23 protein-coding genes, 1 tRNA gene and 1 pseudogene are annotated in these 26,043 nt (G+C 63.7%); 10 read left to right on the forward strand and 15 right to left on the reverse strand.

The window, feature by feature from the left end; all coding sequences use genetic code 11:
* The first annotated feature begins 3 nt into the window (after nucleotides 1-3).
* The gene (locus QX034_RS26245) at nucleotides 4-1,113 is read left to right on the forward strand and encodes a polyamine ABC transporter substrate-binding protein (RefSeq protein ID WP_315705476.1); all 1,110 of its coding nucleotides are present in this window, start codon (nucleotides 4-6) and stop codon (nucleotides 1,111-1,113) included.
* 142 nt (nucleotides 1,114-1,255) lie between these two features.
* Here QX034_RS26245 and QX034_RS26250 read toward each other — a convergent pair whose 3' ends face one another.
* The 8 genes from QX034_RS26250 to QX034_RS26285 form a co-directional block, all read right to left on the reverse strand.
* Entirely contained in the window at nucleotides 1,256-1,633 is a 378-nt protein-coding gene (locus QX034_RS26250; RefSeq protein ID WP_315705239.1) for a VOC family protein, read from the reverse strand.
* A 208-nt stretch (nucleotides 1,634-1,841) separates the two neighbouring features.
* The gene (locus QX034_RS26255; RefSeq protein WP_315705240.1) at nucleotides 1,842-2,774 is read right to left on the reverse strand and encodes a lipid A biosynthesis lauroyl acyltransferase; all 933 of its coding nucleotides are present in this window, start codon (nucleotides 2,772-2,774) and stop codon (nucleotides 1,842-1,844) included.
* A gap of 19 nt (nucleotides 2,775-2,793) precedes the next feature.
* Nucleotides 2,794-4,071: a beta-ketoacyl-ACP synthase gene (locus QX034_RS26260; protein WP_315705241.1), complete on the reverse strand. Its 1,278-nt coding sequence runs from the start codon at nucleotides 4,069-4,071 to the stop codon at nucleotides 2,794-2,796.
* A gap of 39 nt (nucleotides 4,072-4,110) precedes the next feature.
* Nucleotides 4,111-5,316, reverse strand: a complete 1,206-nt coding sequence (locus QX034_RS26265; protein WP_315705242.1) for a beta-ketoacyl-ACP synthase — start codon at nucleotides 5,314-5,316, stop codon at nucleotides 4,111-4,113.
* Nucleotides 5,313-5,783 carry a 3-hydroxyacyl-ACP dehydratase FabZ family protein gene (locus QX034_RS26270; RefSeq protein WP_315705243.1) on the reverse strand — a complete coding sequence of 157 codons (471 nt, stop codon included), beginning with the start codon at nucleotides 5,781-5,783 and terminating at the stop codon, nucleotides 5,313-5,315. Before QX034_RS26270 ends, QX034_RS26265 begins: the two co-directional genes overlap by 4 nt.
* Before the next feature lie 9 nt (nucleotides 5,784-5,792).
* A complete protein-coding gene (locus tag QX034_RS26275; RefSeq protein ID WP_006609130.1) occupies nucleotides 5,793-6,074 on the reverse strand; it encodes an acyl carrier protein in 282 nt (93 codons plus the stop codon).
* 217 nt (nucleotides 6,075-6,291) lie between these two features.
* Nucleotides 6,292-6,651 (reverse strand): hypothetical protein, encoded by a 360-nt coding sequence (locus QX034_RS26280; RefSeq protein WP_316196006.1) that lies wholly within the window; start codon nucleotides 6,649-6,651, stop codon nucleotides 6,292-6,294.
* Nucleotides 6,652-6,767: 116 nt separating this feature from the next.
* Nucleotides 6,768-7,613, reverse strand: a complete 846-nt coding sequence (locus QX034_RS26285; RefSeq protein WP_315705245.1) for an ion channel — start codon at nucleotides 7,611-7,613, stop codon at nucleotides 6,768-6,770.
* 182 nt (nucleotides 7,614-7,795) lie between these two features.
* On the opposite strand from QX034_RS26285, the gene QX034_RS26290 reads away from it, so the two are divergent.
* Nucleotides 7,796-8,419 carry a ParB-like protein gene (locus QX034_RS26290; RefSeq protein WP_315705246.1) on the forward strand — a complete coding sequence of 208 codons (624 nt, stop codon included), beginning with the start codon at nucleotides 7,796-7,798 and terminating at the stop codon, nucleotides 8,417-8,419.
* Nucleotides 8,420-8,425: 6 nt separating this feature from the next.
* Here the strand turns inward: QX034_RS26290 and QX034_RS26295 are convergent, their stop codons facing one another.
* Nucleotides 8,426-9,010, reverse strand: coding sequence for a peroxidase-related enzyme (locus QX034_RS26295; protein ID WP_315741314.1), 585 nt, complete (start codon nucleotides 9,008-9,010; stop codon nucleotides 8,426-8,428).
* A 204-nt stretch (nucleotides 9,011-9,214) separates the two neighbouring features.
* A complete protein-coding gene (locus tag QX034_RS26300) occupies nucleotides 9,215-10,960 on the reverse strand; it encodes an ATP-binding protein (RefSeq protein WP_315741313.1) in 1,746 nt (581 codons plus the stop codon).
* A gap of 343 nt (nucleotides 10,961-11,303) precedes the next feature.
* On the opposite strand from QX034_RS26300, the gene QX034_RS26305 reads away from it, so the two are divergent.
* The 7 genes from QX034_RS26305 to QX034_RS26335 all read left to right on the forward strand — a co-directional run bounded on the left by QX034_RS26305 (nucleotide 11,304) and on the right by QX034_RS26335 (nucleotide 18,395).
* Nucleotides 11,304-12,929 carry an FAD-binding dehydrogenase gene (locus QX034_RS26305; protein ID WP_316196008.1) on the forward strand — a complete coding sequence of 542 codons (1,626 nt, stop codon included), beginning with the start codon at nucleotides 11,304-11,306 and terminating at the stop codon, nucleotides 12,927-12,929.
* A gap of 9 nt (nucleotides 12,930-12,938) precedes the next feature.
* Entirely contained in the window at nucleotides 12,939-14,672 is a 1,734-nt protein-coding gene (locus QX034_RS26310; protein WP_316196010.1) for a thiamine pyrophosphate-binding protein, read from the forward strand.
* Between the two features lie 150 nt (nucleotides 14,673-14,822).
* A complete protein-coding gene (locus QX034_RS26315; RefSeq protein ID WP_315705251.1) occupies nucleotides 14,823-15,344 on the forward strand; it encodes an Hsp20/alpha crystallin family protein in 522 nt (173 codons plus the stop codon).
* A 159-nt stretch (nucleotides 15,345-15,503) separates the two neighbouring features.
* Nucleotides 15,504-15,809 carry a DUF3551 domain-containing protein gene (locus tag QX034_RS26320; RefSeq protein ID WP_315705252.1) on the forward strand — a complete coding sequence of 102 codons (306 nt, stop codon included), beginning with the start codon at nucleotides 15,504-15,506 and terminating at the stop codon, nucleotides 15,807-15,809.
* A 126-nt stretch (nucleotides 15,810-15,935) separates the two neighbouring features.
* Entirely contained in the window at nucleotides 15,936-16,853 is a 918-nt protein-coding gene (hpaD, locus tag QX034_RS26325; protein WP_315705253.1) for a 3,4-dihydroxyphenylacetate 2,3-dioxygenase, read from the forward strand.
* Between the two features lie 111 nt (nucleotides 16,854-16,964).
* Nucleotides 16,965-17,159 (forward strand): hypothetical protein, encoded by a 195-nt coding sequence (locus QX034_RS26330; RefSeq protein WP_315705254.1) that lies wholly within the window; start codon nucleotides 16,965-16,967, stop codon nucleotides 17,157-17,159.
* Between the two features lie 981 nt (nucleotides 17,160-18,140).
* Nucleotides 18,141-18,395, forward strand: coding sequence for a hypothetical protein (locus QX034_RS26335; RefSeq protein ID WP_315705255.1), 255 nt, complete (start codon nucleotides 18,141-18,143; stop codon nucleotides 18,393-18,395).
* A gap of 176 nt (nucleotides 18,396-18,571) precedes the next feature.
* On the opposite strand, the pseudogene QX034_RS26340 reads toward QX034_RS26335, so the two are convergent.
* Nucleotides 18,572-18,754: pseudogene (locus QX034_RS26340) on the reverse strand (SOS response-associated peptidase); the annotation flags it as partial.
* A gap of 272 nt (nucleotides 18,755-19,026) precedes the next feature.
* Between QX034_RS26340 and QX034_RS26345 the strand changes: the two are divergent.
* Nucleotides 19,027-20,706 carry a methyl-accepting chemotaxis protein gene (locus QX034_RS26345; RefSeq protein ID WP_315728632.1) on the forward strand — a complete coding sequence of 560 codons (1,680 nt, stop codon included), beginning with the start codon at nucleotides 19,027-19,029 and terminating at the stop codon, nucleotides 20,704-20,706.
* Between the two features lie 258 nt (nucleotides 20,707-20,964).
* On the opposite strand, the gene QX034_RS26350 is transcribed toward QX034_RS26345, so the two are convergent.
* From QX034_RS26350 to QX034_RS26365, 4 genes are all read right to left on the reverse strand, one after another.
* Nucleotides 20,965-21,096, reverse strand: a complete 132-nt coding sequence (locus tag QX034_RS26350) for a hypothetical protein (protein WP_315729715.1) — start codon at nucleotides 21,094-21,096, stop codon at nucleotides 20,965-20,967.
* Nucleotides 21,097-21,121: 25 nt separating this feature from the next.
* Nucleotides 21,122-21,195, reverse strand: a tRNA-Gln gene (locus tag QX034_RS26355).
* Between the two features lie 430 nt (nucleotides 21,196-21,625).
* Nucleotides 21,626-24,769 (reverse strand): multidrug efflux RND transporter permease subunit, encoded by a 3,144-nt coding sequence (locus QX034_RS26360; RefSeq protein ID WP_315751252.1) that lies wholly within the window; start codon nucleotides 24,767-24,769, stop codon nucleotides 21,626-21,628.
* The gene (locus QX034_RS26365; RefSeq protein WP_315728638.1) at nucleotides 24,766-25,935 is read right to left on the reverse strand and encodes an efflux RND transporter periplasmic adaptor subunit; all 1,170 of its coding nucleotides are present in this window, start codon (nucleotides 25,933-25,935) and stop codon (nucleotides 24,766-24,768) included. The genes QX034_RS26360 and QX034_RS26365 overlap by 4 nt, the downstream gene beginning before the upstream one ends.
* Nucleotides 25,936-26,043: the final 108 nt, after the last annotated feature.

Here is a 26,043-nt window from a genome sequence, read left to right on the forward strand (position 1 = left end):
AAGATGGCGCGCGGCCGCAAGCAGAGCGCTTTCCATTTCCTCGTTGCCGCCGCGTTGCTGCTGTCCCTGCCGCCGGTGTTCGGCGCGGACCGCGTCGTGAATTTCTACAACTGGTCGAACTACATGGCGCCGGGAGTCCTTGACGACTTCACCAAGGAGACCGGCATCAAGGTGGTGTACGACACGTTCGATGCCAATGAGACGCTGGAGACGCGGCTGCTGGCCGGCAAATCCGGTTATGACGTGGTGGTTCCGACCGCGTATTTCCTGCAGCGTCAGATCAAGGCGAGGATCTTTCAGCCGCTCGACAAATCGAAGCTGCCCAATCTGGCCAATGCCTGGCCGTTCGTGACGGCGCATCTGGCCACCTACGATCCCGGCAATCAATTCGCCGCCAACTACATGTGGGGCACGACAGGAATCGGCTACAACGTCAAGGCGGTCGAGAAGATCCTCGGACCGGGCGCCAGGATCGACAGCTGGGACATCGTCTTCAAGCCCGAGAACCTCGCGAAATTCAAGGAATGCGGGGTCCAGATGCTGGATTCCGCCGACGATATTTTTCCGGCCGCGCTGAACTATCTGGGCCTTGATCCGAACTCGACCAAACAGGCGGACCTGGAGAAGGCGGCCGAGGCGGTCGGCAAGGTCGCGCCCTATGTGCGCAAGTTTCATTCGTCGGAATATCTGAGCGCGCTGGCGACCGGCGAGATCTGCCTCGTGGTCGGCTGGTCCGGCGATATCATGCAGGCGAAGAGCCGCGCCGACGAGGCCAAGAACGGCGTCGAGATCGGTTACACGATCCCGAAGGAAGGGGCGCAGATGTTCTTCGACAATCTCGCGATCCCGGCCGATGCGCAGCACGTCGCGGAAGCCTACGAACTGATCAACTATCTCTATCGTCCGGACGTCGCGGCCAGGAATTCCGACTTCCTGTCCTACGCCAACGGCAACCTGGCAAGCCAGAAGCTGATCGATCCGAAGATTTTCTCCGACAAGAACATCTATCCGGACGAGGCCACGCTGGCGAAACTGTTCGTCATCACGGCCCGCGATCCGTCCACCCAGCGCACCATCAACCGGCTTTGGACCCGGGTGAAGACCGGGCGGTGATTACCGCCGTCATTCCGGGATGGCGCGCAAGCACCAGACCCGGAATCTCGAGATTCCGGGTTCGATGCTGCGCATCGCCCCGGAATGACGAGAAATGGTCGCCTAGTTGATCGTGACGGTAGGCGAGACTAACTAAGCCCGATCACCCCATCCGATGCAGCGCGCAGAGCTTGTTGCCGTCGAGATCGCGCAAATAGGCCAGATAGAGCTTGCCCGCGGCGCCTTCGCGGACGCCGGGCGGCTCCTCGCATGAGGTGCCGCCGGCGGCGACGCCGGAGGCATGCCAAGCCTCAACCTGGTCTGCAGAATTGCACGCAAAGCCGATCGTGCCGCCATTGGCGGCGGTCGCAGGCTCGCCATTGATCGGCTTCGATATCGAGAAGACGCCGGTCGGCGTGAAATAGAAGATGCGGTGGCCATCGACCTTTGCGGGCCTCACGCCGAGCGTGCCGAGCAGCGTGTCGTAGAACGCCTTGGCCTTGTCGAGGTCGTTGGTCCCGATCATGACGTGCGAAAACATTCCTGCTTGTCCTCCCTGTGTTTCCCGAACGCGTGCGGGGTGCGATTCGCCTGATCTGCCACTTCGCCCGCGAGCGCGGGGTCGAGCGGGGCGGCTCTACGGTAGCGAGGGTTGACGGAAGGTGTAACTGATTTCTTCCGCAAGATGGCGCTTACGGAGCATGGCCTGCTGCGGAATATCTTCCTTGTGGAGGAATTTTCCGTCGGGCCTACCGCCAGCGGCGGTGCAGCCAGAGCCATTGTTCGGGATATTCGCGGATCCAACCCTCGATGACCGAGGTGACGGCCTGCATGGTGCCCTGGATGTCAATCTGACCCTTGGCGTCACGGACGGGCTGTATCTCTTCGGTCAGCTCCGCGACGAAGCGGTGGTTCGGCTGGCGGATGATGCGCACGCCATGTACCGGGCATTCGACCTGGCGGAGCAGCCGTGCCAGCGTCGGATTGGCGCGCGTCTTGCGGCCGAAAAACGTCACCTCAACGCCGCTCGCCAGATACTGATCGACCAGCATGGCGACGTGCTGGCCGCGCTGCAGAGCCTCCGCCAGCCGCAGCGGTGCGTCGCGGCCGGCCGGGATCAGGGTGCCCATCTTCACCTGCCGCATCTCCTGGATGATGCGGTCGGCCGAGGCGATATTGGGCTTGCGATAAAGGATCGCCGCATCCAGCCCATGGGCGACCGCGGCCAGCGCCGGCATCTCCCAATTGGCGAGGTGGCTTGCGAAGATCAGCGCCGGTTTGCCGTCGAGCCTGAGCTGATGAAACAACTCGTAGGTCCGCGGCGACAGCCAGATCCGGCTCTTCTCCGGATGCGCTTCCTCGTAGTCCCAGATCTTGTCGAGATGAGCGAACTCGGCGCCGACCCGGCCGAGATTGTCCCAGACGCCGGCGAGAATTGCATCGATCTCCTGCGGCGATTTCTCAGGGAAGGCCGCAACGAGATTGGCGCGACCGATCCTGTGCTCGCGCAGCCGCGGGCCGATCAGTTGCGCAACGCGGGCGAACAGGTCGGCTGTCTTGATCGGATCGAAATAGCGCGTCGCGCGCAACAGGCCGACGGTGAGCGCACCAACGGCCGATGCGCCCAGCGACTTCGAGGCCTCGCGGAATCGGGCCTTGGTCCGAACGAGCAGGGCGTTCATCGCGACAGATGAATGCCGATCACGCCGGTTCGCGCGTCAGGATCAGTGAAGCATTCTGGCCACCGAAGCCGAACGAGTTCGACATCACGGTGGTGACGCGTGCGTCACGGGCCTTGTTGCCGACCACATCGAACAGGATCGCGGGGTCCGGGATATCGTAATTGATCGTCGGCGGGATCCGCTGATGTTCGAGCGTGAGCAGCGAGTAGATCGCTTCGACCGCACCTGCAGCCGAGATCGTGTGACCGACCATCGACTTGTTCGAGGACACCGGAATCTTGCTGGTGTGCTCGCCGAACACGGCGGAGACGCCGACATATTCCATCTTGTCGTTTTCGGGCGTCGCGGTGCCGTGAGCGTTGATGTGGTCGATCTGCTCCGGCGCCATGCCGGCATCGGCCAGCGCCTTGCGGATGCAGCCGATGATCGGCTTGCCGTCGGGCGAGGAGCGGGTGCGATGGAAGGAGTCGGTGAGCTCGCCGCAGCCGGCGATCACGCCCAGAATGGTGGCGCCGCGAGCGACCGCAGCGTCATAGCTTTCCAGGATCAGCGCGCCGGCGCCTTCGGCCATCACGAAGCCGTCGCGATTCTTCGAGAACGGCTTTGACGAGGCCTGCGGCGGTTCATTCTGGGTCGACAGCGCCGACAGCAGCGAGAAGCGCACGAGACCCTCGGGGTTGACCGAGCCCTCGGTCGCCGCGCACAGGGCGATATCGGTCTCGCCGCGACGGATCGCCTCGACGCCGAGCTGGATCGCGGTGGCGCCGGAGGCACAGGCGGTCGACAGCGAGATCGGCGAGCCCTTGGTGCCGAAGGTCTCGCTGAGAGAGTCGGCCACGGAGCCGAATAAGAAGCGATGGTGATAGGGCAGGAACTTGCCGCCGCCGCAGACCCTGAGCAGGTCGTCATAGTTGAACTCGGTACCGCCGACGGCGTGGGCAAGTTCGAGGCGCTGCGGCCACTCGATCTCGACCGGCGCCACCGCCAGGAACAGGGGGCCGGGGAAATCGCCTTTGCGGCCGACCCCGGACTGCTCGATGGCTTCCTCGACGGCAAGATGCGCAAGCCGTTCGGCAAGTCCGGTGGACGTGAACGGCGTGACGGGTACGAAGTCCACCGTGCCGGCCATGGTCGTCTTCAGGCCGTCGATCGGAAACCGCGTGATAGTGCGGATGCCGGATTCGCCGGCGACGAGCTTGGCCCAATTGTCGGTCTTGCCGGCGCCGAGCGAGGTCACGACGCCCATGCCGGTGACCACGACGATGGGGCGTCCAAACTTGTCACGTGCAGCAGTCATGATGTCCCCCGTCGCGTGTGTGGGTCGGCAACGCCGCGTTCACTTGACCGCTTCGACCAAGGCCATGCCTTCGCCGCGGTAATGGCCAGCTCCAACCACCACAATCTGGGTCGGGGCTTCCTTGGTTTCAATCTCCACGCCGGTGGAATCTCCGGGCGGAAACAGCGCGCCGCGCGAGATCGACAGCGCCGCGAGCGCAAGTCCGAGTGCGAACTGCGTCTCCATCGTGTGGCCGAACCGCGTGCCGCTCGATCGCACCGCGAAATTCTTGTGCCGATCGAGAAAGGCGCGTTCCTCGGACGTCACGGGTTCGGCGCCGGTCGCGCCGGTGATGATGGCCCCACTGCCGTCATGAACTCCGATGGAGGACCACAACTTATCGAGCGTCGCGGTCACCGCGCCCGGCTGCTTGCGCTTGGCGTGATCGGCAACGACGCTGGTGAGCCGGGCCAGGGGCTTGGCGCCGCGCGCCAGGGCATGCGCCTTCGATTCGATCACCAGGAAGGCGCCGGCCGAGCCGAGCGCAAATCCCGGATGTTCCTGACGCGCCCAGACCGGGACGAACTTGTTCTTCAGATTGTAATCGCCGAATTCGTAGAGGACCAGGAGATCCTTCCGCTCGCCATTATGCGAGCCGCCGACCAGCGCGATCTCGCTCTGGCCGCCCGCGATTCGCGCCAGCGCGATACGCGCGGCATCGACGCCCGACACCTCTTCACCCATGAAGGTGCGCGAGGTGCCGCAGACGCCGTGGACGATGGCGATATTGCCTGCGAGCAGGTTGGAGAGCTGCGCCAGGAACAAGGTCGGGCGCAGATCGTTCATCAGCCGGTCGTTGAGGAAGCCTGGCGTGCAATTGCCCTGGGCTTCCGCGTTGAGGATATTGGTGTCGACGGAAATGTCGCGCTCGCCGCCACCGGCAGCGACGATCATGTCCATGCGCGACAGGATATCCTTGTTGCCCTTGAGGCCAGCCGAGTCGAGCGCAAGGCCGGCGGCATAGGTGCCGATGCGCTGCCAGGCTTCCATCTGACGCTGTTCCTTCTTGGGGATCTGCGTCTCCAGATTCACCGGCGCCCAGGGGTGCACCACATAGGGTGCAAGACCCGTCTCGTTGACATTGATGCGGCCGGCGTTGAGCGCCTCCCAGTTCGCATCAAGGCCCTCGCCGAGCGAGGTCGCAAGCCCAATGCCGGTGATCCAGACTTCGACTGGTTCCGGCGTCACAGATGTCGTCTCGGTCATGATAACTCGGCCTGTTGCGGAAACCCGACGCGCTTGGCGACATCGTCCATGTATCCGCGCAGCTCAGGGTTGGGGAAGGGGACGTGGCTGAAGGTGATGGTCGCGTTGGACCGCAGCTTGCCGGCCACCTTCACCCGCGCTTCGGTGATGGCGTAGCCGGAGCCCTCGTGCAGCACGTTCGCCTCCACGGTCAGCACCTCGCCGGGCGTGACGAAGCCACGCATCTTGGCCTCCTTGACGGCGGCCAGGAACGGCATGCGCTCGAACTTCATCAGCGCCAGCAGCAGCCAGCCCGAGGTCTGCGCCATCGACTCGATCAGGAGCACGCCCGGCATGATCGGATAGCCCGGGAAATGCCCCTCGAAGATCGTGCTCGTGAGCGGAACCTGCGCTTCAACCGTGATGGTTTTCTCGTCCAGATTGAGGTCGAGAATGCGGTCAATGAGCTGGAAATATTCGATTCTCATGGCGGGCGATCAGGCGCCCTTAGCTGCGACCAGTTCGTCGATACGCGCGCAAAGGTTTTTCAGCACAAAATACTGTTCGGTGCTGGCCTTGCCGTCGTTGACTTCCTGAGTCCACTTTTCCAATGGCAGTTTGATGCCGAACGCCTTGTCGATCGCAAAGGCGATGTCCAAGAAATCGAGGCTGTCGATCCCCAAATCGTCGATGGCATGGCTATCCGGCGTGATCGTGTCGCGCGGGATGTCGCAGGTTTCAGCGATGATCGTGGCGACCTGATCGAATGTTGAGGACATCACTAAGCCTTTGATATATTGGTGACAATTCCGATGCGGCGCGACGGGTGATGCGGCGGAGGGCTGCGTCCTGGTACGAGCCCTGGAGTCCCCGTCGCCCGGGAGTCGAGTGCCCGTATATCGGAGCGCCGCCGCGAGTTCAATGGAGGCAGGCAAGCCGGCTGCAGCCGGCTTGGACCGAGTGCGGGGTGCGATTTCGCCCGCGATCACGGCACGATCAGGGCGTGTAGGGCTCCGTGATAATGCGGGCGCAGTCGCGCCGTCCGGTCAAAACGCAATCCTGGGTTTTGCGCAGGTCCGCGATGCTCATCGCGAGCCATATGCCGATGGCTGTCAGCGCGACGGTGAAGGCAAAGGCAGCGATGTTGGCGAGAATTCTGTGGCGATAATCATCGGCGTCCTCGCGGGACCGCTCGTAGTGCGACAAATCAAGGGGATCTGGTTGAATGGGCTCCCGTCGGGGCAGCGGCACCGGTGGGCCGCCCCCGTCCATCACTCGCCGGGTCGGCGCGCTACGCGGCCGGAAGGGCACTACGCGGTGCTCGTCCTCGGCTGCAACGGGGCGCTGGGTCTTCATGGCCTTTGACTCCGATCCGATCTTCTAACACGCAGCTGCCGCGTCTCACAAAGAAAGTTTAGCAGGACAGACGTGCGCGCTTGCGCCAATTCGACCTTGGGCTGCAATCGCCAGCATCAGATTTCGACGGTTTCGTGGAACCGGCCGTAATCGATCCGGATGCGTCCGTCTGTGCTCGTGGCGTCCAGAATGTCGGCATAACGACGGCCAAAGCAAATGTCGGGATGGTCGTAGGTCTTGCGCGCATGCACGGTTTGCGCCGCAACAACATCATAACCCGTCACCACGACCGACAGGGACACGTTGCCGGCTTCGAGATCGGCCGTGGCCATGCCGTGCAATGGGCTCGTGTCATCGATGACGTGATAGAGCGTCCAGCTCAGCGCCAGTACGGGACTTTCATTGCGCAACAGCGGCAGTTCGTAAAAGCGTCTGAATGGCATGCCTTCGGCGGTCACGACGTTCTTGAACAGCCACAGCCGGGCACTGGCATTGCCGATCAGGTTCTGTCGCTCATTGGCGAGGCGAACCATCAGCGTCGGCATGCCTTCATGATTGGAGATCACGAGCCGGTTGGCAAACAGCAGTCGCGCCTGCGGCCGCGAGAAGCGGGCGAAGATCAGCCCGGTCATGACCGACATCGAGAAGATGCCGGTGAACAGTTCGATCGTCGCGATGAAGTGGCCGTAATGCGTCTGCGGGTGCATGTCGCCGTAGCCGGCGGTCGAGAGCGTCTCGATGCTGAAATAGAAATAATCGATATAGGCGGCCCCCGGGACGTTCGAGATCGGCTGATCGCCGAGCCAATAGAACGCAGCGAAGATGGCGTTAAAGGCGAGAAACACGAACGCGGCCCCGGCGATGAAAGCCGACCACGATGCGGTCATGCAGCGATGACTGATGTCGTCCCAGAAATTGAGATTCAATCCCTCGGTGACGACCTCGCGCCCACCGATACGCACGACGCGCCCCTTTGTGATCCAGTCGTTATGTTCGCCAGCAAGCTGTTTCAAATTGCAAGCCCACTTTGCAAGCCCACTCGATCCGGGACTCGGCGCGTGTGGCGCTTGAGCACCCGTATGACCATGGCATAATTACATGAATCGCAGAACCGCCGCGATATTTGGATACCGGAGATTTGAGCATGGCGAACACCCGCGAGCCGGCATTGCACCCGGTGCCTATCCTGTCACTGCGACCGACCCAGATGACGGTCGGGATGCGCGAGGTGAAGGAGAAGCGTGAGCGGTGGCGACAGCACAAAAAGAAGAAGCAGGCCGAATTGCTCGGTAGGCACATGATCCCCGTCGTCCTGGGGCCCGATCAGCGCCATTACGTGGTGGACCATCATCATCTGGCGCGCGCGCTTCATGACGAGGGTGTCAAGGACGTGCTGGTGACAATCATCGGCGATCTCACCATGGTCGATCGCGACGCGTTTTGGGGCGTGATGGACAACAAGCGCTGGGCCTATCCCTATGACGCAAAGGGCGAGCGCCGTCATTTCAAGGATCTGCCGAAGTCGGTCTCCGATATGAAGGACGATCCGTTCCGCAGCCTCGCCGGCGAGCTTCGCCGGGCAGGCGGGTTCGCCAAGGACACGACGCCGTTCAGCGAATTCCTGTGGGCGGATTTCCTGCGCCGGAAGATCTCGCGCAAGACGGTGGAGACCTACTTTTCGTCCGCGATGGAGCAGGCCCTGTCGCACGCCAAGAGCAAGGAAGCGATCTACCTGCCGGGCTGGTGCGGTCCGGCAACGGACGATTGAGGCGCTTCACGCCGGTTTCGGGAGGCGCCCCATCAGATAGAATTCGTCATTCGGACGCATGGCCGTGACATTGGCCATGCGGTTCGACAGCGCGAAGAAGGCGGCAATCGCCGCGATGTCCCAGATGTCGCCTTCGCTGAAGCCGTGGCCGGCCAGCGTCGTGAAGTCCTCATCCGTGACTGTCTGTGCCTGAAGCGCGACCTTCATCGCGAAATCCAGCATCGCCTTCTGGCGTGGCGTGATGTCGGCCTTGCGATAGTTGATCGCGACCTGATCGGCGATCAGCGGGTTCTTGGCGCGGATGCGCAGGATCGCGCCATGGGCGATCACGCAATATTGGCACTGGTTGGCGGCCGAGGTCGCGACCACGATCATCTCGCGCTCGGCTTTGGTGAGCCCGCCCTCCTTGTCCATCAGCGCGTCGTGATAGGCGAAGAAGGCACGGAATTCGTCCGGCCGGTGAGCCAGGGTGAGAAATACGTTCGGCACAAAGCCCGATTTCTCCTGGACGGCGAGCAGGCGCGTGCGGATGTCCTCCGGGAGGGCATCGATTGCAGGAACGGGAAAGCGGCTGATGGCGGGCTGTGTCATCGAATGGGTCCGGCTTGGCTTCTGACCGGTCAACCATAGTGCGTCGGCAGCACACAGCAAGCCGGGCTAGTTCAAGACTTCGACCGTTGCCGAGCGGCTCGCGACGAGCTCGGTGCCTTCCTGAACATGATCGAGCGCTTCAACCGGTCGCCGATGTCGACGGCCAACATCGCTGTGCCGCTGGCTGATGGCGCGCTGGGTGGTTCAGCGCAGCGGCTTCTTCAACAGCGAGAAGCGATCCGGGTCGAGCCCCATCGATGGCTGCAGCATCGGCGCGTCCAGCGGCATCGAAAGTGCGGCGCTTCGGTCGGAACTGACGGAATCGCCCTGCACGTCGCGGCTCGACGTGGCGCCGCGCCAGCGTTCGAGGACGGCGCTGACGAAGTGCATGTCGTGGCCGGAGGTGATCGACGGAACGGTCGCGATGGTCGCTTCACTGCGCGGCATCTGGTGCGGCGGCACTTCCTTGAAGCGCAGCCGGGTCGGCAGTGCGACGCCTTCGCCGAAGGCCAACACCTCGCGGGTACCGAGCGAGGGCACGAACGACAGCAGGTTCGCGGCTGCGTCCGAGACCGCCGAGCGCAACAGCGACTGGTCGCGCTCGTTGGCAAGCCGCATCGTGAACAGCGTGTTGCACTGGGAGATGATGGTGGCATCGAGCTCGGCGGGACGCTGCGTGACGAGGCCGAGATAGACGCCGTATTTGCGGCCTTCCTTGGCGATGCGCGACACCGCCTTGCGGGTGGGCCCGAAGCCGATCGAGCGATCGGCCGCGGCATAGCGGTGCGCTTCTTCGCAGATGAACAGCAGCGGCGAGACGCCGTCGCTCCACAGGCCGAAGTCGAATGCCATGCGGCATAGCACCGACACGACGGAGTCCACGACCTCGGCCGGGAAGCCGGCGAGCTGCATCACGGTCATCGGCCGGCCGTTCGCCGGCAGCCGGAACAGGTGGCTGATGACTTCGGCCATGGTGTCGCCGCCGACATTGGCATTGTCGAACATGAAGGCATAGCGCGGGTCGTTGCGCACGGTCTCGATGCGCGAGATCAGTTTGTGATAGATGATGCGCGAGGAGCGGTTCTCGAGCTTGCCCATGCGCTCATCGATCAGGTTGATGAGGTCGACCAGTCGGTAGGGAACGGGCGTGTCGACGGTGTAGCCCACCGTCTTGGGATCCATGCGCTTGAGTCCGATCCGGTCCGAGTTCTGGTACTGGGTGTAGACTCCCTTTGCGAGCGGGATGACCTCGGCAAGAATGTCCAGCTCTTCGGGCACGCCGGGACGACCGCCGAACAGGACGTCGACGATTTCCTCGAAGTTGAACAGCCAGAACGGCAGCTTCAGATTGCGCGGATTGAGCACGAGTGCACGATCGCCGAAGCAGCGGCCATATTCGTTATGCACGTCGAGCAGGAAGATGCGCAGGTTGGGGCGCGCTTTCAGGATTTCGTTCAGAAGCAGGGAAACGCCGGTCGACTTACCGACGCCGGTCGAGCCGAGCACCGCGAAGTGCTTGGACAGCATCTCCTCGACATTGACGTAAGCGCGCACCGACGGGTCCTGCTGCAGGGCGCCGATATCGATCTGGTCCCCGGCGGTCGGGGCGTAGATCGTGCGCAGCTCCTGGCTCGTGATCATCTCCACGGTATCGCCGATGGTGGGATAGTGGGTCACGCCGCGCTGGAATTTGGGGCGTTCGGCAGGACCTGAGATCTCGCCGAGGAGGTCGACCGAAGCGGTCGCCATGTAGGTCCGCGCGTTCGCCACGGCTTCGCTGGACACCTCGGTGATGAGGGCAACGATGGTGGCGTTCGGAGCGCGGATGCTGATGAAACGTCCGACTGTGGCGCGGATCTCGGAAACGCTCAGCTGCTCGGCCGCTAGGATGCCGACACGAGCCTGGGAGCCTCGCACCGAGATCACGTGTCCGAAGGATGTCACGGTCATTGAACCTGTGGTGAGTGGGGTCGGACCGCTACCTTGGCGGCTGTGCCTGGAAAATGTGTTAAACGGCTTTCACTTCGAATTTCGTTGTGGCGCGGACGCGCAGCCAAGAGCTGCGGTTGCGCTGGGCCGGTGTTCCACCAAACCACTGTAAGCTGTTCCAAAGTCAGGGGTTTTGCACTGTCTTTCTCTCCCTGCGTTGCTACGGGCTATTTACGTCCGGTTTACCATTCCCGCAGCGCCCGTAAATTCCGCGTTGCGGGCGGGCCGACGGGAGCCGGTTGATTTGCGCCAACCGGCAGGGTTGAGTTCGACTCATCTTTAGCCAGGAAAGCGACCGGCGCCCATGCTCGCTGAGCGAAGCGACATCCTGATCATCGGCGGCGGCATCGCAGGGATCGCCACCGCCCTCGATCTACTCGACGACGGCCGCTCGGTTCTGCTCGTCGATCGTGACGAGGAGCCCGCGTTCGGAGGGCTCGCCCGCGAAAGCTTTGGCGGCATGTTCTTCGTCGATTCCCCCGAGCAACGCCGGCAGGGCATCCGCGACAGTGCAGAGCTTGCGTGGCGCGACTGGCGGAGCTTTGCGGAATTCGATCCGGGCGACCGCTGGCCGCTGGCCTGGGCGCAGGCCTATGTGAACCGGGCGACGCCCGACGTCTATCGCTGGGTGCGCCGCTTCGGCGTCAGTTTTCTACCGGTGGTCAACTGGGTCGAGCGCGGCGAATTCCAACCCGGCAATTCCGTGCCGCGCTTTCACATCGCCTGGGGCACCGGGAAGGGCATTGCGGACGCGCTGATCGGAGCGCTCCGCAATCACGCCAATGCAGGCCGACTGACTTTGCGGTTTAGCCGGCGTGTCGAACGGCTGATCGTTCAGGCCGGCCTTGTCGTCGGTGCCGAAGGCCACGGCGAAAAGGACGGCTCTGCCTTCGAGCTCCGTGCCGAACAGGTCGTGGTCGCCACCGGCGGCATCAATGGCGATCTCGGTCGCGTCCGGCAGAACTGGCATCGTGACTGGGGCAGGCCGCCTGAGGTCTTGCTCAACGGTTCGCATCGCTTTGCCGATGGCAGGCTGCATGATGCCACGGTGGCGGCCGGCGGCACCGTCACCCACCTCGACCGCATGTGGAACTACGCCGCCGGCGTGCATCATCCGCACCCGCGCAAGCCGAGCCATGGGCTCTCGCTGGTGCCGCCGCGCTCCGCACTCTGGCTGAACTGGCGAGGGCAGCGGATCGGTCCGCAGCCGCTGGTCTCGGGTTTCGACACGCGGCGGCTGGTCACCGACATCTGCCGCCAGGAGCGGCCTTATTCGTGGCAGCTGATGAACCGCACCATCGCGCTGAAGGAGCTTGCCGTCTCCGGCGCCGAATTCAATCCCTCGATCCGGGAGAAGAACCGGCTCGGCTTCCTGCGCGACATCCTGTTCGGCAATCGCTGGCTCGTCGATGAACTGATCGGGACGTGCCCGGACTTCGTCACCGCATCGAGCCTGCCTGAACTGGTGGACAAGATGAACGCGCTGCAGGGCGACCAGGCGGTGTCGCGCGATGCGGTCATCGACGCCGTTCAGGCCTATGACGCGACGATCGCGCGTGGGGCCAGCCTGATGAACGACGAACAGCTCCGCCGCATCGCGAGCCTGCGGTGCTACCGCGGCGACCGCATCCGGCTCTGCAAATTCCAGCCGATCGCGGACAGGAAGGCCTTGCCGCTGATCGCGGTGCGTGAATTCATCATCAGCCGCAAGAGCCTCGGCGGTATTCAGACCGATCTGCAGAGCAGGGTGCTCGACCCAGCCGGTCAGCCGGTGCCAGGCCTTTACGCCGTCGGCGAGGCCGCGGGCTTCGGCGGCGGCGGCGTTCACGGCTTGCGCGCGCTGGAGGGCACCTTTCTCGGCGGCTGTATCCTGTCGGGGCGGCTGGCAGCGGCCTCGATCAATGGCAAAACAGAATTCTTGAACGGGTGAGGAAACGACATGAAGAGAACCGGAGCCTGGCTCACGGCCTATGCGTTGGAGCAGGTCGGGGCGCGTTTCACCTTCGGCATCCCTGGCGTGCATACGACCGAGCTGTATGACGCGCTCAACAACTCCAACCGCATCACGCAGGTCCTGGTAACCCACGAGGGCGGCGCCTCCTTCATGGCGGATGCGGTGAGCCGGCTGTCCGATTCCATCGGCGTCCTGACGGTCGTGCCGGCTGCCGGCCTGACGCATGCGGCGAGCGGCATCGGCGAGGCGTTCCTCGATGGCGTGCCGATGCTGGTGATTACCGGAGGGCCGCGCACCGACAGCGGTCATCGCTACCAGCTGCACCAGATGGATACGCATAAATTCATGGCCGGCCTGACCAAGGCGACCTTCCATGTGACGCGGCACGAGGATGTGGTGCCGACCCTGTTCGAGGCCTACCGCGTCGCGACCTCCGGCGAGCCGGGCCCGGTGTTCGTGGAGCTGCCGGTCAACATCTTGTTGCTGACGGACGATGTGTCCGAGCTCCCACAGTTCAAGCCGGTTTCGCGGCCGGCACCGCAAGCGGCGAATGACATCACGCGGGCGGCCGAACTCCTCGCAGCCGCCAAACGTCCCGGCATCTTTGCCGGCTGGGGAACGCGCGACGCGACCGCCGAACTGATCAAGCTTGCAGAATGGCTGCAGGCGCCGGTCGCGACCACGTTGCAAGGGCTGTCTGTCTTTCCCGGCAATCATCCGCTGCATGTCGGCTTCGGCTTCGGCAGCTCGGCGGTGCCTGCGGCGCAGAACGCGTTCAAGGATTGCGATTGTCTCGTCGGCATCGGCACGCGCTTTGCCGAGATCGCAACCGGCAGCTACGGCGTCACGGTTCCGGACAATCTGATCCATATCGACATCAATCCGGCCGCGATCGGCGCCAATTTCCCAGCCAAGGTCGGCCTGGTCGGCGATGCCGCAACCGTGCTGCGGGAGCTGCTCGCGGTGCTGGAGACGAAGGGCGGGCGGCGCGCGAGCGATGGCGCCTTGCGCGAGCAGATCGCCAAGGACAAGGCCGCCTATCGCGCCACCTGGTATCGCCACGACAATGCCGGCCTCGTCAATCCGGTGCGGTTCTTCGACGAGCTGCGCCGGCAGATGCCGGACAACGGCATCCTCGCAATCGACGACGGCAATCACACCTTCCTCACCGCCGAGCTGATGCCGATCCACGCGCCGAAGAGCGTGATCCTGCCGACCGATTTCAACTGCATGGGTTACGCGGTGCCGGCGGCCATCGGCGCCAAGCTGGCGTTTCCGGATCGCAGCGTGCAGGCGATCGTCGGCGACGGCGCCTTCACCATGACCTGCATGGAGATCCTGACCGCGGCGAGCAACGGACTCGGCATCGTCTACTACGTCTTCAACGACGGTGAGCTCGCGCAGATCGCGCAGGCGCAGCAGATCCCCTATGGCCGCAAGCCCTGCACGCAGCTCGGCAAGCTGAACATCGAAGGCGTGGCGCTCGCAACCGGCGCCGCCTTCGTACCGATGAACGACAATGCCTCCATTGCAGGTGCCATCGCGCAGGCCAACGAGATCGCGAGCACCGGCCAGCCGGTGATCGTGGCGGTCAAGATCGATTATTCCAAGAAGACCGCCTTTACGCTCGGAACCGTGAAGACCAATTTCGGCCGCTTCCCCCTCAATGAAAAGCTCCGGTTTCTGACCCGCGCCGCAGTCCGTCATATGGTCGGGTAGGGAACCAACGTCGAGTTTGATCGCGATCAATCTTGAACGACCGCGTCATCGATACATTTTTCCCGTCAAACGCGAACAGCGGTTTGCCGGCCGGTTGCGCTGTGCCCTGCCGAGAAGCTCAGTCTCGCGTTGAAACCAGGAGAATGGATCATGGCTGAACCTGCCAAGCTGCCTGTCAACACCGAGAAAGCGTCCGCTCCGTCCGTGCAGGGCTGGCGGCCGTTCGAGAATCTGCGCCGCGAGATCGACCGCGTGTTCGAGGATTTCAACACCGGTTTCTGGCGCAGTCCGTCGCTGTTCGAGTCCCTGCCGAGCCTGGCGCGCGCAAGATCGTTTGCGGTCGCGCCGGCCGTAGACGTCGCCGAGCACGAGAAGGCCTATGAGGTGAGCGCCGAACTGCCCGGCCTCGACGAAAAGAATGTCGAGGTGAAGGTGGTCAACGGCGTGCTGTCGATCAAGGGCGAGAAGCAGGAGGAGAAGGAAGAGAAGAAGAAGGATTATTACCTGCGCGAGCGCAACTTCGGATCGTTCGAGCGCTCGTTCCAAGTCCCCGACAGCGTCGACACCGACAAGATCGAGGCCAGCTTCAAGCAGGGCGTCCTGAAGGTGATCTTGCCGAAGAAGGCCGAGGCGCAGCAGGCCGCCAAGAAGATCGCCATCAAGGCCGCGTGAGCAATGTTGAGCAATGTTATTCAACCTGCCGCATCTGGTTCGATCCGGATGCGGCCGTTACATCCGTAGCGCGATGGCGCGAATCGCACCCTGGTTTCGTTGCTCCGGATCGTTAAAGTGTTCCGGGCAAGATCGCCGTTCGGCCGAGGAGATTCCAACATGACGACGTGGTGTGTGCGCGGGATGCTGGCGGGCGGATTGGCGCTGTTGGCGCTCGCGCCGCAGACCGCTTCTGCGCAGGACTACCCCTATTGCCTGCAGGGGCGCAGATGGGGATATCCGGGCAATTGCGCGTTCCAGACCTATGAGCAATGCCAGATGACCGCGTCCGGCACCGAGGATTATTGCGATGTCAATCCGCGCGCGGCGTATGCGCGCCAGTGGCAACAGCCCGGGCCCGGGATCTACCAGGACCAGCTGCCGCCGCGCCGCCGACATCACCGGCATCCGCGGACGCCGCACTGACGCTTCGTCCCGCCGCCGATCCGTCTTGCACAGCCGGGCAAGGGCGCTATCCTGTTCCAAACGCGCTGCGGGCGGCCGGGGAGGCCGCCTCCTGCGGCGAATGAACGGAATGGGAGGATGTGACCGATGGGCAAGCTCGCACTGGCTGCGAAGATCACCCACGTGCCCTCGATGTATCTCAGCGAGCTGGACGGCCCCGGCAAGGGCAAGCGGCAGGCGGCGATCGACGGCCATATCGAGATCGGGCGGCGCTGCCGCGAGGCCGGCGTCGACACCATCGTCGTGTTCGATACGCATTGGCTGGTGAATGCCGGCTATCACATCAACTGCGCGCCGCATTTCGAGGGCCTCTACACCTCGAACGAATTGCCGCACTTCATCGCCAACATGACCTACGCGTATGACGGCAATCCGGAGCTGGGCCGGATTCTCTCCGAAGAGGCCAATGCGCATGGCGTCGTCACCATGGCGCATGACGCGACCTCGCTCGCGCTCGAATACGGCACGCTGGTGCCGATGCGCTACATGAACCCGGACCGCCGCTTCAAGGTGGTCTCGGTGTCGGCGTTGTGCACCTCGCATTATCTCTGGGAAAGCGCCAAGCTCGGCTGGGCCTTCCGCCGCGCTGTCGAAGATCATTACGAGGGTACGGTGGCATTCTTCGCCAGCGGCTCGCTCAGCCATCGCTTCGCGCAGAACGGCACGGCGGACGACTATCGCGACAAGATGTTCAGCCCGTTCCTGGAGCGGCTCGACCACGAGGTGATCCAGATGTGGGAGCAGGGCGAGTGGCCCGACTTCTGCGACATGCTGCCGGAATATGCCAGCAAGGGTCATGGCGAAGGCTTCATGCACGATACCGCGATGCTGCTCGGCGCGCTTGGTTGGAACCACTACGACCGCGGCGTCGAGGTGGTGACGCCGTTCTTTCCGTCTTCCGGCACCGGGCAGATCAACGCGCTGTTTCCGGTCTCGCCGATGCCGCATGCGCTCGACGACATCGGCCGGCCGCGCGCAGCGGCACTGGCCGGCGGGAGGTTGTGAGCGGCGACTGGGTTCGAGCACCGATTCCGCCGGGACGGGCCACCCGGCAGGCATGAAGACGTCCCGGCGTCAAGGGTTGCGAAAATGCGGCAACTCTGCATAGTTAAGCGCATGCGCAAGAGTCTTCCCCTGCTTCTGTTCGTCCTGGCCGCCGGCGCCGCCGCATGGTGGCTCTCGGGCGTTGCCCATGATGATCTCGGCCTGTCGGGGCAAGCCGTGCGGATCGACGCGCTGCTGTCGGCCGCGGGCCTCGGCGGCGTTCTCGTGCTGGCCCAGTATTCGGACCGATTCGGCAAGAAGCCGTAGGCGATTGCCCGCGGGATTCGTTGCGGATGGATCGGATGGGCGGCACTTTTTCGGCTGCCCGGATCCATCCATGTAGCGCGACCGCCGGCCAGTGACACATTGAGACGACGGCGAGCCGGATGCGTCGAAGCCGGACATGATCCGCATGGGCGCGTCCTGATTCACATTTCAAACAGCTGATGCGACGCACGGCCACGGTCTCGCGACACGCGTCGTGTCCGAGTTTCGCCGGTAGCGTTACCCTCGTGAAAGACGAGGGCGCAGGGAAGGCGGGGTGCGGGCCGCACCCATGGCCCCCGTGCGAACAAGAATGCACGGGGCAGGAACCACAGGTTTGGCCGAGGCATCCCGGCCTTCCCTGCGCGATGGTTTTAACGCTTATAAGCAGTCTCCCTGGTGCACCGGGCTTTTGGCCACCATGTCGCGCATGACGCTGACGCGTCAGCTCGAGGACACCAGCGTCGGGGTGTCAGGACCCTGCAACTTCACGTCCGCGACTTGCCGTTCGTCCGCGCGCAATACGCACGCTGCGGCTCATCGCGTCCACCGCTCCCCGCCTCGCGTCTCGTGACGACCGCGCGTACGCCCCTCGCATCGAGGCGGGATATCCGCAAGATGAAGCTGATTTGGGGTCTTTGCCCAGCGGATTATTTTCGGCTGATCATCTGGACAGCCCAAATCAGCTTGAGATCGTTCGCGAATTTTCTGTTTCCGCGCGAGCGATAGGGGGGACCCAAAAGCGGCGTGGCGGTCGGAGCTGATCGCGCAGACAAATCATGGCAATAGATCGAGACAATCGCGCTGTCGCACAAATTACCGTGTCGCATTCGACGGGTGCAGTCCAGCGCCGCAATCACCGCGCTGCCCACAGGAAGCCTGTCTCTTTCTCCGCAACCGTCCGGAGATGGAAAATCGCCTGCGATTAAGCCGCTATACTGAAGATCGAGGGCGCGCTACGGAATCTATTTTCGGGCAAGTGGCATGGACTACAAGGTTTTGGTTGGGATTGCCGTGGTGATCGGCGTGATCATCGTCGAATGGCTACGGGCGAAGGCCTACCAGTACGAGCGCCTCGCCGGCGCCAGCCAAGCCGTTCACGACCTTTCGCGGGCGTGCAGCTACCACTATGAGGAGAAGGATCAGCCGCTGCCGAAGAATGTCGACGAGGCGCTCGACTACATGGCCGATACGCTGAAGCGTGGAACGGCACCACCGGCAAGATCGATCTCCACCTGATGGGCGCGGCGATGCTCGGAAGTGCCATGGGCGAGGCGGCGTACCAGAAAGGCTTCGATGCTGGACGCCGGTGGTCGGACCCGTCCGACGGCGAGCGCCGCATCGACCTGCCGCTGGAGCAATGGCGCTGGATCAGATACCTCGCGCACATCGGTTTCCTGAACCAGATGCCGAACTACGCCCCTGCGCGCCATGACCAGCTCGCTCCCGCCTTCGCCATTGCGTACGATCGGCGCCAGGTAGTCGGGAAAGATGCCCGGCAGAACGGGTAGGTTGCCTGTGCGGTCATGCTCCGGCGCGACGCCGAACAATCGGCGGATCGCGTCCACGTTCCTTGTCATGGAGTAGAGATTGCACATGCTCAAATCTGCAAGAGCCTTCATCCTCCAAGGCCGGCACTGCAACCAATAGCCTGATCCGGCTGACCGCGCCGACGGCGGTCACAAACCCGACGAGTTGGACAGCGGCATAACAGATATTCCCGTTGGGCAGCCGCGGAGGAGTCTCGCGTATTTCTACGGGGGGCCACCTGCTAAACTATTTTAAACCTCCCGCACGGCACACTTCGTTGGAATCTACCAAGGAAACCAACGGCACCCGCTGGCTGGATGCCCTCTTGCAGGAAACTGACATGGTCCTCACCATACCACGCCGCTTTGCGGTCCTGGTCGCGCTATCCATTGGCGTCTGCATCGCTGCCGTGGTCAGCCAACTTCTCGCTACCCGAACGGCCCTGGTCGAAGAGCGCAAGGCCGCAGTCGTCGGACAGGTGCAATCCGCTGTGTCGATCGTGAAGGGCTTTGCCGATGCGGTGGCCAAGGGTGCCCTGACCGAGGACGAGGCGCAGAGTCGCGCCAAGACGGTGCTACGCGGCATCCGCTTCGGTAAGAACGACTATATCTTCGTCTACCAGCCGGACGGTGTGAACCTCGTGCTCGGCCCGAAACCGGATTGGGAGGGCAAGAGCGTCATCAACGAGAAGGACGCCAACGGCCTGCCTCTGATACGCGAGCTGATCGCGGCTGCGGCCCAGCCTGGTGGCGGCTTCGTCAGCTATATGTTCGCGCGCGCCGGCAGCACCGTCCCAGTGGCGAAGCTCGGCTACACCATGAAGGCCGATCCGTGGAACTGGGTGGTCGGCACCGGCGTCTATGTCGACGATCTCGACGAGGCGTTCTACGCCTCGGCGAAGGTTTCGTTGATGTGGGCCGTAGGGCTGATCGGTCTGCTCTGTGTCGCGACTCTGATCATCGCCCGCGGCCTGGTCCGACCACTGCAGGCGATCACCAGCACGATGACCGAGCTTGCGAACGGGAATCTTGCCGTGCAGATCCCGAACTCGGAGCGGCGCGACGAGGTCGGCGAAATGGCCCGTGCCGTCGAGGTCTTCAAGGTCAATGCGGCCGCCCGTCAGCGGCTCGAAGCTGAGCATCAGGAGCAAGAGGCGCGTCAGGCCCAGCAGCGCAAGGTCGACACGAGGCGGCTTGCGAATGACTTCGAAACCGCGGTCGGCCAGATCATCGAGGCCGTCTCGTCGGCAGCGACCGACCTTGAGTCATCCGCCCAGTCGCTCAGCGCAACTGCCGAGCGCTCGAAGGGTCTTGCCACCGCCGTGGCCGGCGCCTCCGGCGACGCCTCCAACAACGTCCAGTCGGTCGCCGCCGCCACCGAGGAAATGTTCTCCTCCGTGAACGAGATCAGCCGACAAGTGCAGCAATCCTCAGCGATCGCCAGCGAAGCGGTGGAGCAGGCCCGCAAGACCAATGAACGCGTCGGCGAATTGTCGCAAGCGGCGGCTCGTATCGGCGATGTGGTCGAGCTCATCAACACCATCGCGGGCCAAACCAACCTGCTGGCCTTGAACGCCACCATCGAGGCGGCGCGGGCCGGTGAAGCCGGCCGCGGCTTCGCCGTGGTCGCCTCCGAGGTCAAGGCGCTCGCCGAGCAGACTGCCAAGGCGACTGGCGAGATCAGCCAGCAGATCGGCGCCATCCAGACCGCGACCCAGCATTCGGTCACTGCCATCAAGGAGATCGGCGACACGATCGGCCGGATGTCGGAAATCGCCGCGACCATCGCAGCCGCAGTAGAGGAACAGGGGACCGCCACCCAGGAGATCTCGCGCAACATCCAGCAGGCTGCCAACGGCACGAAGCAGGTTTCAGCCAATGTTGCCGACGTGCAGCACGAAGCGACCCAGACGGGGGCGGCATCGTCGCAGGTGCTCAGCGCGGTGCAGTCACTGTCGCAGGACAGCAGCCGACTGAAGGCCGAGGTCCACAAGTTCCTCGACACCGTGCGAGCCGCGTAAAGAGCAGGCCGTCGGCGAGTGCCGAAGGCTGCGTCCTTGGCGCGGCGTTCCCTTTATTGCCGGTCGTGCGCGCATCTGTCAGGCGGAGACGGCACGCCTATCGGCCTTGGGGCCCCGTCGGCGCGTGAGAGCAGGCATGCCCTAAGGGTTCCAGTCCCGCGCACGTAAGGGAAGCCGCTAGGTCTTTGGGGGAGGGCGCGTCGACGAACCATAAGCGTGAGCGCGCCGCTGCTCCGGCGATGAGGCGAGACGACAGTCTCAAAGGCACCTCATCGGGAAGCCTGGATTCAGGCGTGGATGTCCCTTGCCGGCCTCGGTCAGCTTCACATAGGTGCCGCCCTCGTGCAGCCACAGCCAGCCGCGGGCGATCGCCAGGTCGAGGCCTGGCACATATTCGGTGGCGCTTATGTCAAGCTGGCTGGGGAACCTGGATTCGAACCAAGACAAACAGAGTCAGAGTCTGTTGTGCTACCGTTACACCATTCCCCAACGGAATTGCCGAGCAGTCTCAAGAGCTTGTGGAGCTGTCCGGCAGTGGTGCGCAAAGCGCCGCATGAACCAAATCAGCGGCGGGCACGGCGATCTTCTACCCGCATGTGACCGGGCTTGGCAAGCGCGTAAGGGGATGGAATTGGGGGGAAATTCGCGCGGCGGGGGTCTTTTGTCTGCCTTGCCAACCATCTCGTCTGACCCGGACAGGGAGTGGGATTTTCATCGGACACTCTGAATTGGTCCAGCGCTCCCGTCTCCCGGCTGGGATCTTGCGACGCCGTCCGATCCCTCTGCGCGAGCGAAGCGCGTCGTCGCCCCGCAGTGGGCGAGAGGTGAGCACCAAGCGATCCGCAAAAGGCTTGTATCGTGTGGGCAGAGGTCGCGGCCGGCAAGGCCCAGCCGCGCGCTCCCGCGTCGCGCGCCGGCGCTACTCCGCCGCTTCCTTGACCGCGCCGTGCTCGTCGCCATCGGCCTCGGTGTCCAGCTTGGAGCGGCCCCAGCGCGAGAAGGCGTTGTTGAGATTGTCGAGATAGAGATAGACCACGGGCGTCGTAAACAGCGTCAATAGCTGGCTGACGATCAGGCCGCCGACCATGGAATAGCCAAGCGGCTGGCGGATCTCGGCGCCGGTGCCGGTGCCGAGCATCAAGGGCACGCCGCCGAGCAACGCGGCCATGGTCGTCATCATGATCGGACGGAAGCGGAGCAGAGCGGCCTGGCGGATCGACTGCTCGGGCGTCAGGTGATGGTCACGCTCGGCGGCGATGGCGAAGTCCACCATCATGATGCCGTTCTTCTTCACGATGCCGATCAGCAGAATGACGCCAATCAAAGCAATCAGGCTGAAATCGTAGCCGAACGCCATCAGGATCGCGAGCGCGCCGACGCCGGCCGAGGGCAGGGTCGAGAGAATCGTGATCGGGTGGATGTAGCTCTCGTAGAGGATGCCGAGGATCAGATAGACCACGACCAGCGCCGCGAGGATCAGCAGCGGCACGGTGGAGAGCGACTGCTGGAACGCCTGCGCCGTGCCCTGGAAGCTCGAGTTCAAGGTCGCGGGCGCACCGATTTCGACCATCGCTCGCTGTACGGCCTGGGTGGCCTGGCCGAGCGCCACGCCCTGGGCGAGGTTGAAGCTGATCGTGATCGCCGGGAACTGGCCCTGGTGGCTGATCGACAGCGGCCGCACCGGCACGGTGGTCCATTTCGCGAAGGTCGACAGCGGCACCTGGTCGCCTGTTGTCGGCGACTTCAGGTAGATCTTGTCCAGCGTGTCCACGTTGGCCTGCAACTCCGGCAGGATTTCCAGGATCACGTGATAGGAATTGAGCTGGGTGAAATACTGCGCCACCTGGCGCTGGCCGAACGCGTCATACAGCGTATCGTCGATCAGCTGCGGGGTGATGCCGTAGCGCGAAGCGGTGTCGCGGTTGATGGTGAGCTGGACGGTGGTGCCGTCGGTCTGCTGGTCGGTGGCGACGTCGCGCAGCTCCTGCAGCGTCTTCATCTTGTCCAGGATCTTCGGCGCCCATTCGTTGAGCTCGCCGAGATTGGCGTCCTGCAAGGTGAACTCGAACTGGGTGCGGGTCGGGCGGCCGCCGAGGCGGATGTCCTGCGCCGCCTGCATATAGAGGCGGGCGCCTTCGACCTTCTCCAGCTTCGGCCGCAGGCGGCCGATGATCTGCTGCGCCGAGGCGTCACGCTCCTCGAGCGGCTTCAGCGTGATGAACATGTTGCCGTTGTTGCCGGCGCGTCCCGAGCCGCCGATCGCCATCGCGACGCTGGCGACGCCCGGATCTTGCATCACGATCTTCGCCAGCGCCTCCTGGCGCGACTGCATCGCCCGGAAGGAGATGTCCTGCGAGGCTTCGGATGTCGCGGTGATCAGGCCGACGTCCTGTTGCGGGAAGAAGCCCTTCGGGATCAGGATGAACAGATAGACCGACAGGCCGAGCGTGGCGAAGAACACCAGCAGCGTCACGAAGCGCCAGCGCAAGGCGACGTCGAGGCCTTTCTCATAGGCGTTAAGCAGAGCCTCGAAGCCGCGTTCGCTCCATTGATAGAAGCGGCCATGGGTCTGATGTCCGCCGCGCAGGAAGCGCGAGGCCATCATCGGGGTCAGCGTCAGCGACACCACCATGGACACGAAGATGGTCATGGTCAGCGTCACCGCGAACTCGCGGAACAGGCGGCCGATGATGCCGCCCATGAGCAGCAGCGGGATCAGCACGGCGACCAGCGAGATTGAGATCGAGACGATGGTGAAGCCGATCTCGCGCGCGCCCTTGAAGGCGGCGGCCATCGGCGATTCGCCTTCCTCGACATAGCGCGAGATGTTCTCGAGCATCACGATGGCGTCGTCGACCACGAAACCCACGGCGATGGTGAGCGCCATCAAGGAGAGATTGTCCAGCGTATAGCCGAACACCCACATCAGCGCGCAGGCGCCGAGCAGGGCCAACGGCACCGTGACGGTCGGGATGACGGTCGCCCAGAAGCTGCGCAGGAAGATGAAGATGACCATCACCACCAGGAAGATGGTCAGGAGAAGGGTGAACTGGACGTCCTCGACCGCGGCGCGGATGGTGGTGGTGCGATCGGAGATCACCTCGATCTTGATCGCCGGCGGGATCGCGGCGACCAGCCGCGGCAGCATCGCCTTGATCTTGTCGACGGTCTCGATGACGTTGGCGCCGGGCTGCTTGAAGATCACCAGGAACACGCCGCGCTTGCCGTTCGCCCAGGCCGCCTGCTTGGCGTCCTCAGGTCCGGTCACCGCCCGGCCGATGTCCCGGATCCGCAACGGAGCGCCATTGCGATAGGCGACGATGACGTCGTTCCAATCCTTGGACTCGGTGAGCTGGTCGTTGGCGTAGATCGTATAGGCGCGCCGCTCGCCGTCGACGTTACCCTTCGGGCTGTCGACCGTGGTGATCGCGATCTGGCTGCGCACGTCCTCCAGCGACAGGCCCTTGGTGACGAGCTTGGCCGGATCGACCTGGACGCGGATCGACGGCTTCTGCTGGCCGCCGATGATGACCTGGGCGACGCCGGTGATCTGGCTGATCTGCTGCGCAAGCTGGGCGTCGACGGCGTCCGAGACGGTGGTGAGCGGCAAGGTGTCCGAGGTGGCCGACAACAGCAGGATCGGCGAATCCGCGGGGTTGACCTTGCGGTAGGTCGGCGGCGAGGGCAGCGTCTTCGGCAATTGGCCGCTGGCCGCGTTGATCGCGCCCTGCACGTCGTTGGCGGCGCCGTCGATGTTGCGGCTGAGATCGAACTGGATGGTGACGGAAGCGGTCCCCAGATAGCTCGTCGATGTCATCTGGGCGATGCCGGGGATCTGCGCGAACTGGCGTTCCAGCGGCTGCGCCACCGAGGTCGCCATCGTCTCCGGGCTCGCACCGGGCAATGTCGCGGTGATCTGGATGGTCGGGAAGTCGACCTGGGGCAGCGGCGCCACCGGCAGCAGCGGATAGGCGACGAGGCCCACGAACAGGATCCCCGCCATCAGCAGCGAGGTGCCGATGGGGTAGCGGATGAAAGGTGCCGAAATGCCGCCGCCGTTCATTCCTGCCGGACCTTCGCTTGCGCCGGGTCCGAACTCGCCACCGCGGTGGTGACCAGCGAGCCTGGCTGAACCTTGAACTGACCGCCCGTGATCACCTGCTGGCCAGGCGTCAGGCCGGCCTCGATCACCGTGCGGCCGTCGATCGACACGCCGACCTTCACCTTGTGCAGCTCGGCCTTGTTGTCCTGGCTCACCGTGTAGGCATAGAGCCCGTTGGTGGAGTGCTGGACGGCGTCATCGGGAACCACGGTTGCGTCCTTCAACGTCTTCACCAGGAGCCGCGTCGAGACCGACTGGCCGGGCCACAGCGCGTGATCCTTGTTGTCGAACACCGCCTTCAGCCGAATCGTCCCGCTGGTCGCGTCGACCTGATTGTTGATCACCGCGAGTTTGCCCTGGGCCAGCGTCTTCTTTCCATCGGTGGTCATCGCCAGCACCGTCAGCGGCGCCACCTTCTGGCCTTCGTTGATATAGGGGAGCTGCTCCTCGGGAGCAGTGAAGATCACCGCGATCGGCTCGATCTGAGCGATCGTGACGATGCCGGTCTGCGTCGCCGCATTGACGATGTTGCCGATGTCGACCTGGCGCAGGCCGGCGATGCCGGTAATCGGTGCCTTGACCTGGGTGTAGTCGAGCTGGGTCTGCGCGTTGGCGATCGCGGCATCATCGGCTGCAATCTGCGCGGTCAGTTGCGCCACCGTGGAACGCTGGGTGTCGGTTTGCTGGCGGGTGGCGAACTCGCCGAGCTTGGTGAAGCGCTGCAGATCGAGATTGGCGTTGGCGAGGTTGGCCTCATCCTGCGCCTTTTTCGCCTTGGCCTGATCCAGGCTCGCCTGGAACGGCCGCGGATCGATCTCGACCAGGAGATCGCCCTGTTTGACGAGCTGGCCCTCGGTGAAGGCGATCTTGTCGATCTGGCCGTCGATCCGGGTCCGGACTTGTACGGTGTTGAAGCCCTGAACGTTGCCGAGGCCAGTCAGGTAGACCGGGAAGTCGGTCTTATCGACCGGAGCTGTCGAGACACGAACGGCAGGCGGCCCCGCTGCCTTCTGCGCCTCGGCGCGCTTGGCGGCTTCCGCGCCCTGATAACGCTGCCAGCCGTAATAGCCGCCCCCGCCAAGGACTGCCAGCAGCAGGACCCAACCGATAGCCTGTGACGTCTTCATGTCGGCTCTTTCGTCGGCTCTTCGATTTCGGCTTTTCGAAGCTGAAGCGAAGAGAATAACCGGTCTTTAAAACCGTTCCCAGCGCGCACAGATATAGTGTGCGTGCAC

Origin of the sequence: Bradyrhizobium sp. SZCCHNR3119, from assembly GCF_032487775.1 — a bacterium.
GTDB lineage: Bacteria > Pseudomonadota > Alphaproteobacteria > Rhizobiales > Xanthobacteraceae > Bradyrhizobium.

Bases quoted from the DNA above. Each gene is read 5' to 3' on its own strand.
- QX034_RS26255 (WP_315705240.1), bottom strand. From the start codon at position 2,774: ATGAACGCCCTGCTCGTTCGGACCAAGGCCCGATTCCGCGAGGCCTCG.
- QX034_RS26275 (WP_006609130.1), bottom strand. From the start codon at position 6,074: ATGTCCTCAACATTCGATCAGGTCGCCACGATCATCGCTGAAACCTGC.
- hpaD (WP_315705253.1), top strand. From the start codon at position 15,936: ATGGGCAAGCTCGCACTGGCTGCGAAGATCACCCACGTGCCCTCGATG.
- QX034_RS26290 (WP_315705246.1), top strand. From the start codon at position 7,796: ATGGCGAACACCCGCGAGCCGGCATTGCACCCGGTGCCTATCCTGTCA.
- QX034_RS26335 (WP_315705255.1), top strand. From the start codon at position 18,141: ATGGACTACAAGGTTTTGGTTGGGATTGCCGTGGTGATCGGCGTGATC.
- QX034_RS26315 (WP_315705251.1), top strand. From the start codon at position 14,823: ATGGCTGAACCTGCCAAGCTGCCTGTCAACACCGAGAAAGCGTCCGCT.
- QX034_RS26265 (WP_315705242.1), bottom strand. From the start codon at position 5,316: ATGACCGAGACGACATCTGTGACGCCGGAACCAGTCGAAGTCTGGATC.
- QX034_RS26295 (WP_315741314.1), bottom strand. From the start codon at position 9,010: ATGACACAGCCCGCCATCAGCCGCTTTCCCGTTCCTGCAATCGATGCC.
- QX034_RS26305 (WP_316196008.1), top strand. From the start codon at position 11,304: ATGCTCGCTGAGCGAAGCGACATCCTGATCATCGGCGGCGGCATCGCA.
- QX034_RS26250 (WP_315705239.1), bottom strand. From the start codon at position 1,633: ATGTTTTCGCACGTCATGATCGGGACCAACGACCTCGACAAGGCCAAG.
- QX034_RS26245 (WP_315705476.1), top strand. From the start codon at position 4: ATGGCGCGCGGCCGCAAGCAGAGCGCTTTCCATTTCCTCGTTGCCGCC.
- QX034_RS26280 (WP_316196006.1), bottom strand. From the start codon at position 6,651: ATGAAGACCCAGCGCCCCGTTGCAGCCGAGGACGAGCACCGCGTAGTG.
- QX034_RS26360 (WP_315751252.1), bottom strand. From the start codon at position 24,769: ATGAACGGCGGCGGCATTTCGGCACCTTTCATCCGCTACCCCATCGGC.
- QX034_RS26345 (WP_315728632.1), top strand. From the start codon at position 19,027: ATGGTCCTCACCATACCACGCCGCTTTGCGGTCCTGGTCGCGCTATCC.
- QX034_RS26310 (WP_316196010.1), top strand. From the start codon at position 12,939: ATGAAGAGAACCGGAGCCTGGCTCACGGCCTATGCGTTGGAGCAGGTC.
- QX034_RS26270 (WP_315705243.1), bottom strand. From the start codon at position 5,783: ATGAGAATCGAATATTTCCAGCTCATTGACCGCATTCTCGACCTCAAT.
- QX034_RS26365 (WP_315728638.1), bottom strand. From the start codon at position 25,935: ATGAAGACGTCACAGGCTATCGGTTGGGTCCTGCTGCTGGCAGTCCTT.
- QX034_RS26260 (WP_315705241.1), bottom strand. From the start codon at position 4,071: ATGACTGCTGCACGTGACAAGTTTGGACGCCCCATCGTCGTGGTCACC.
- QX034_RS26330 (WP_315705254.1), top strand. From the start codon at position 16,965: ATGCGCAAGAGTCTTCCCCTGCTTCTGTTCGTCCTGGCCGCCGGCGCC.
- QX034_RS26300 (WP_315741313.1), bottom strand. From the start codon at position 10,960: ATGACCGTGACATCCTTCGGACACGTGATCTCGGTGCGAGGCTCCCAG.
- QX034_RS26320 (WP_315705252.1), top strand. From the start codon at position 15,504: ATGACGACGTGGTGTGTGCGCGGGATGCTGGCGGGCGGATTGGCGCTG.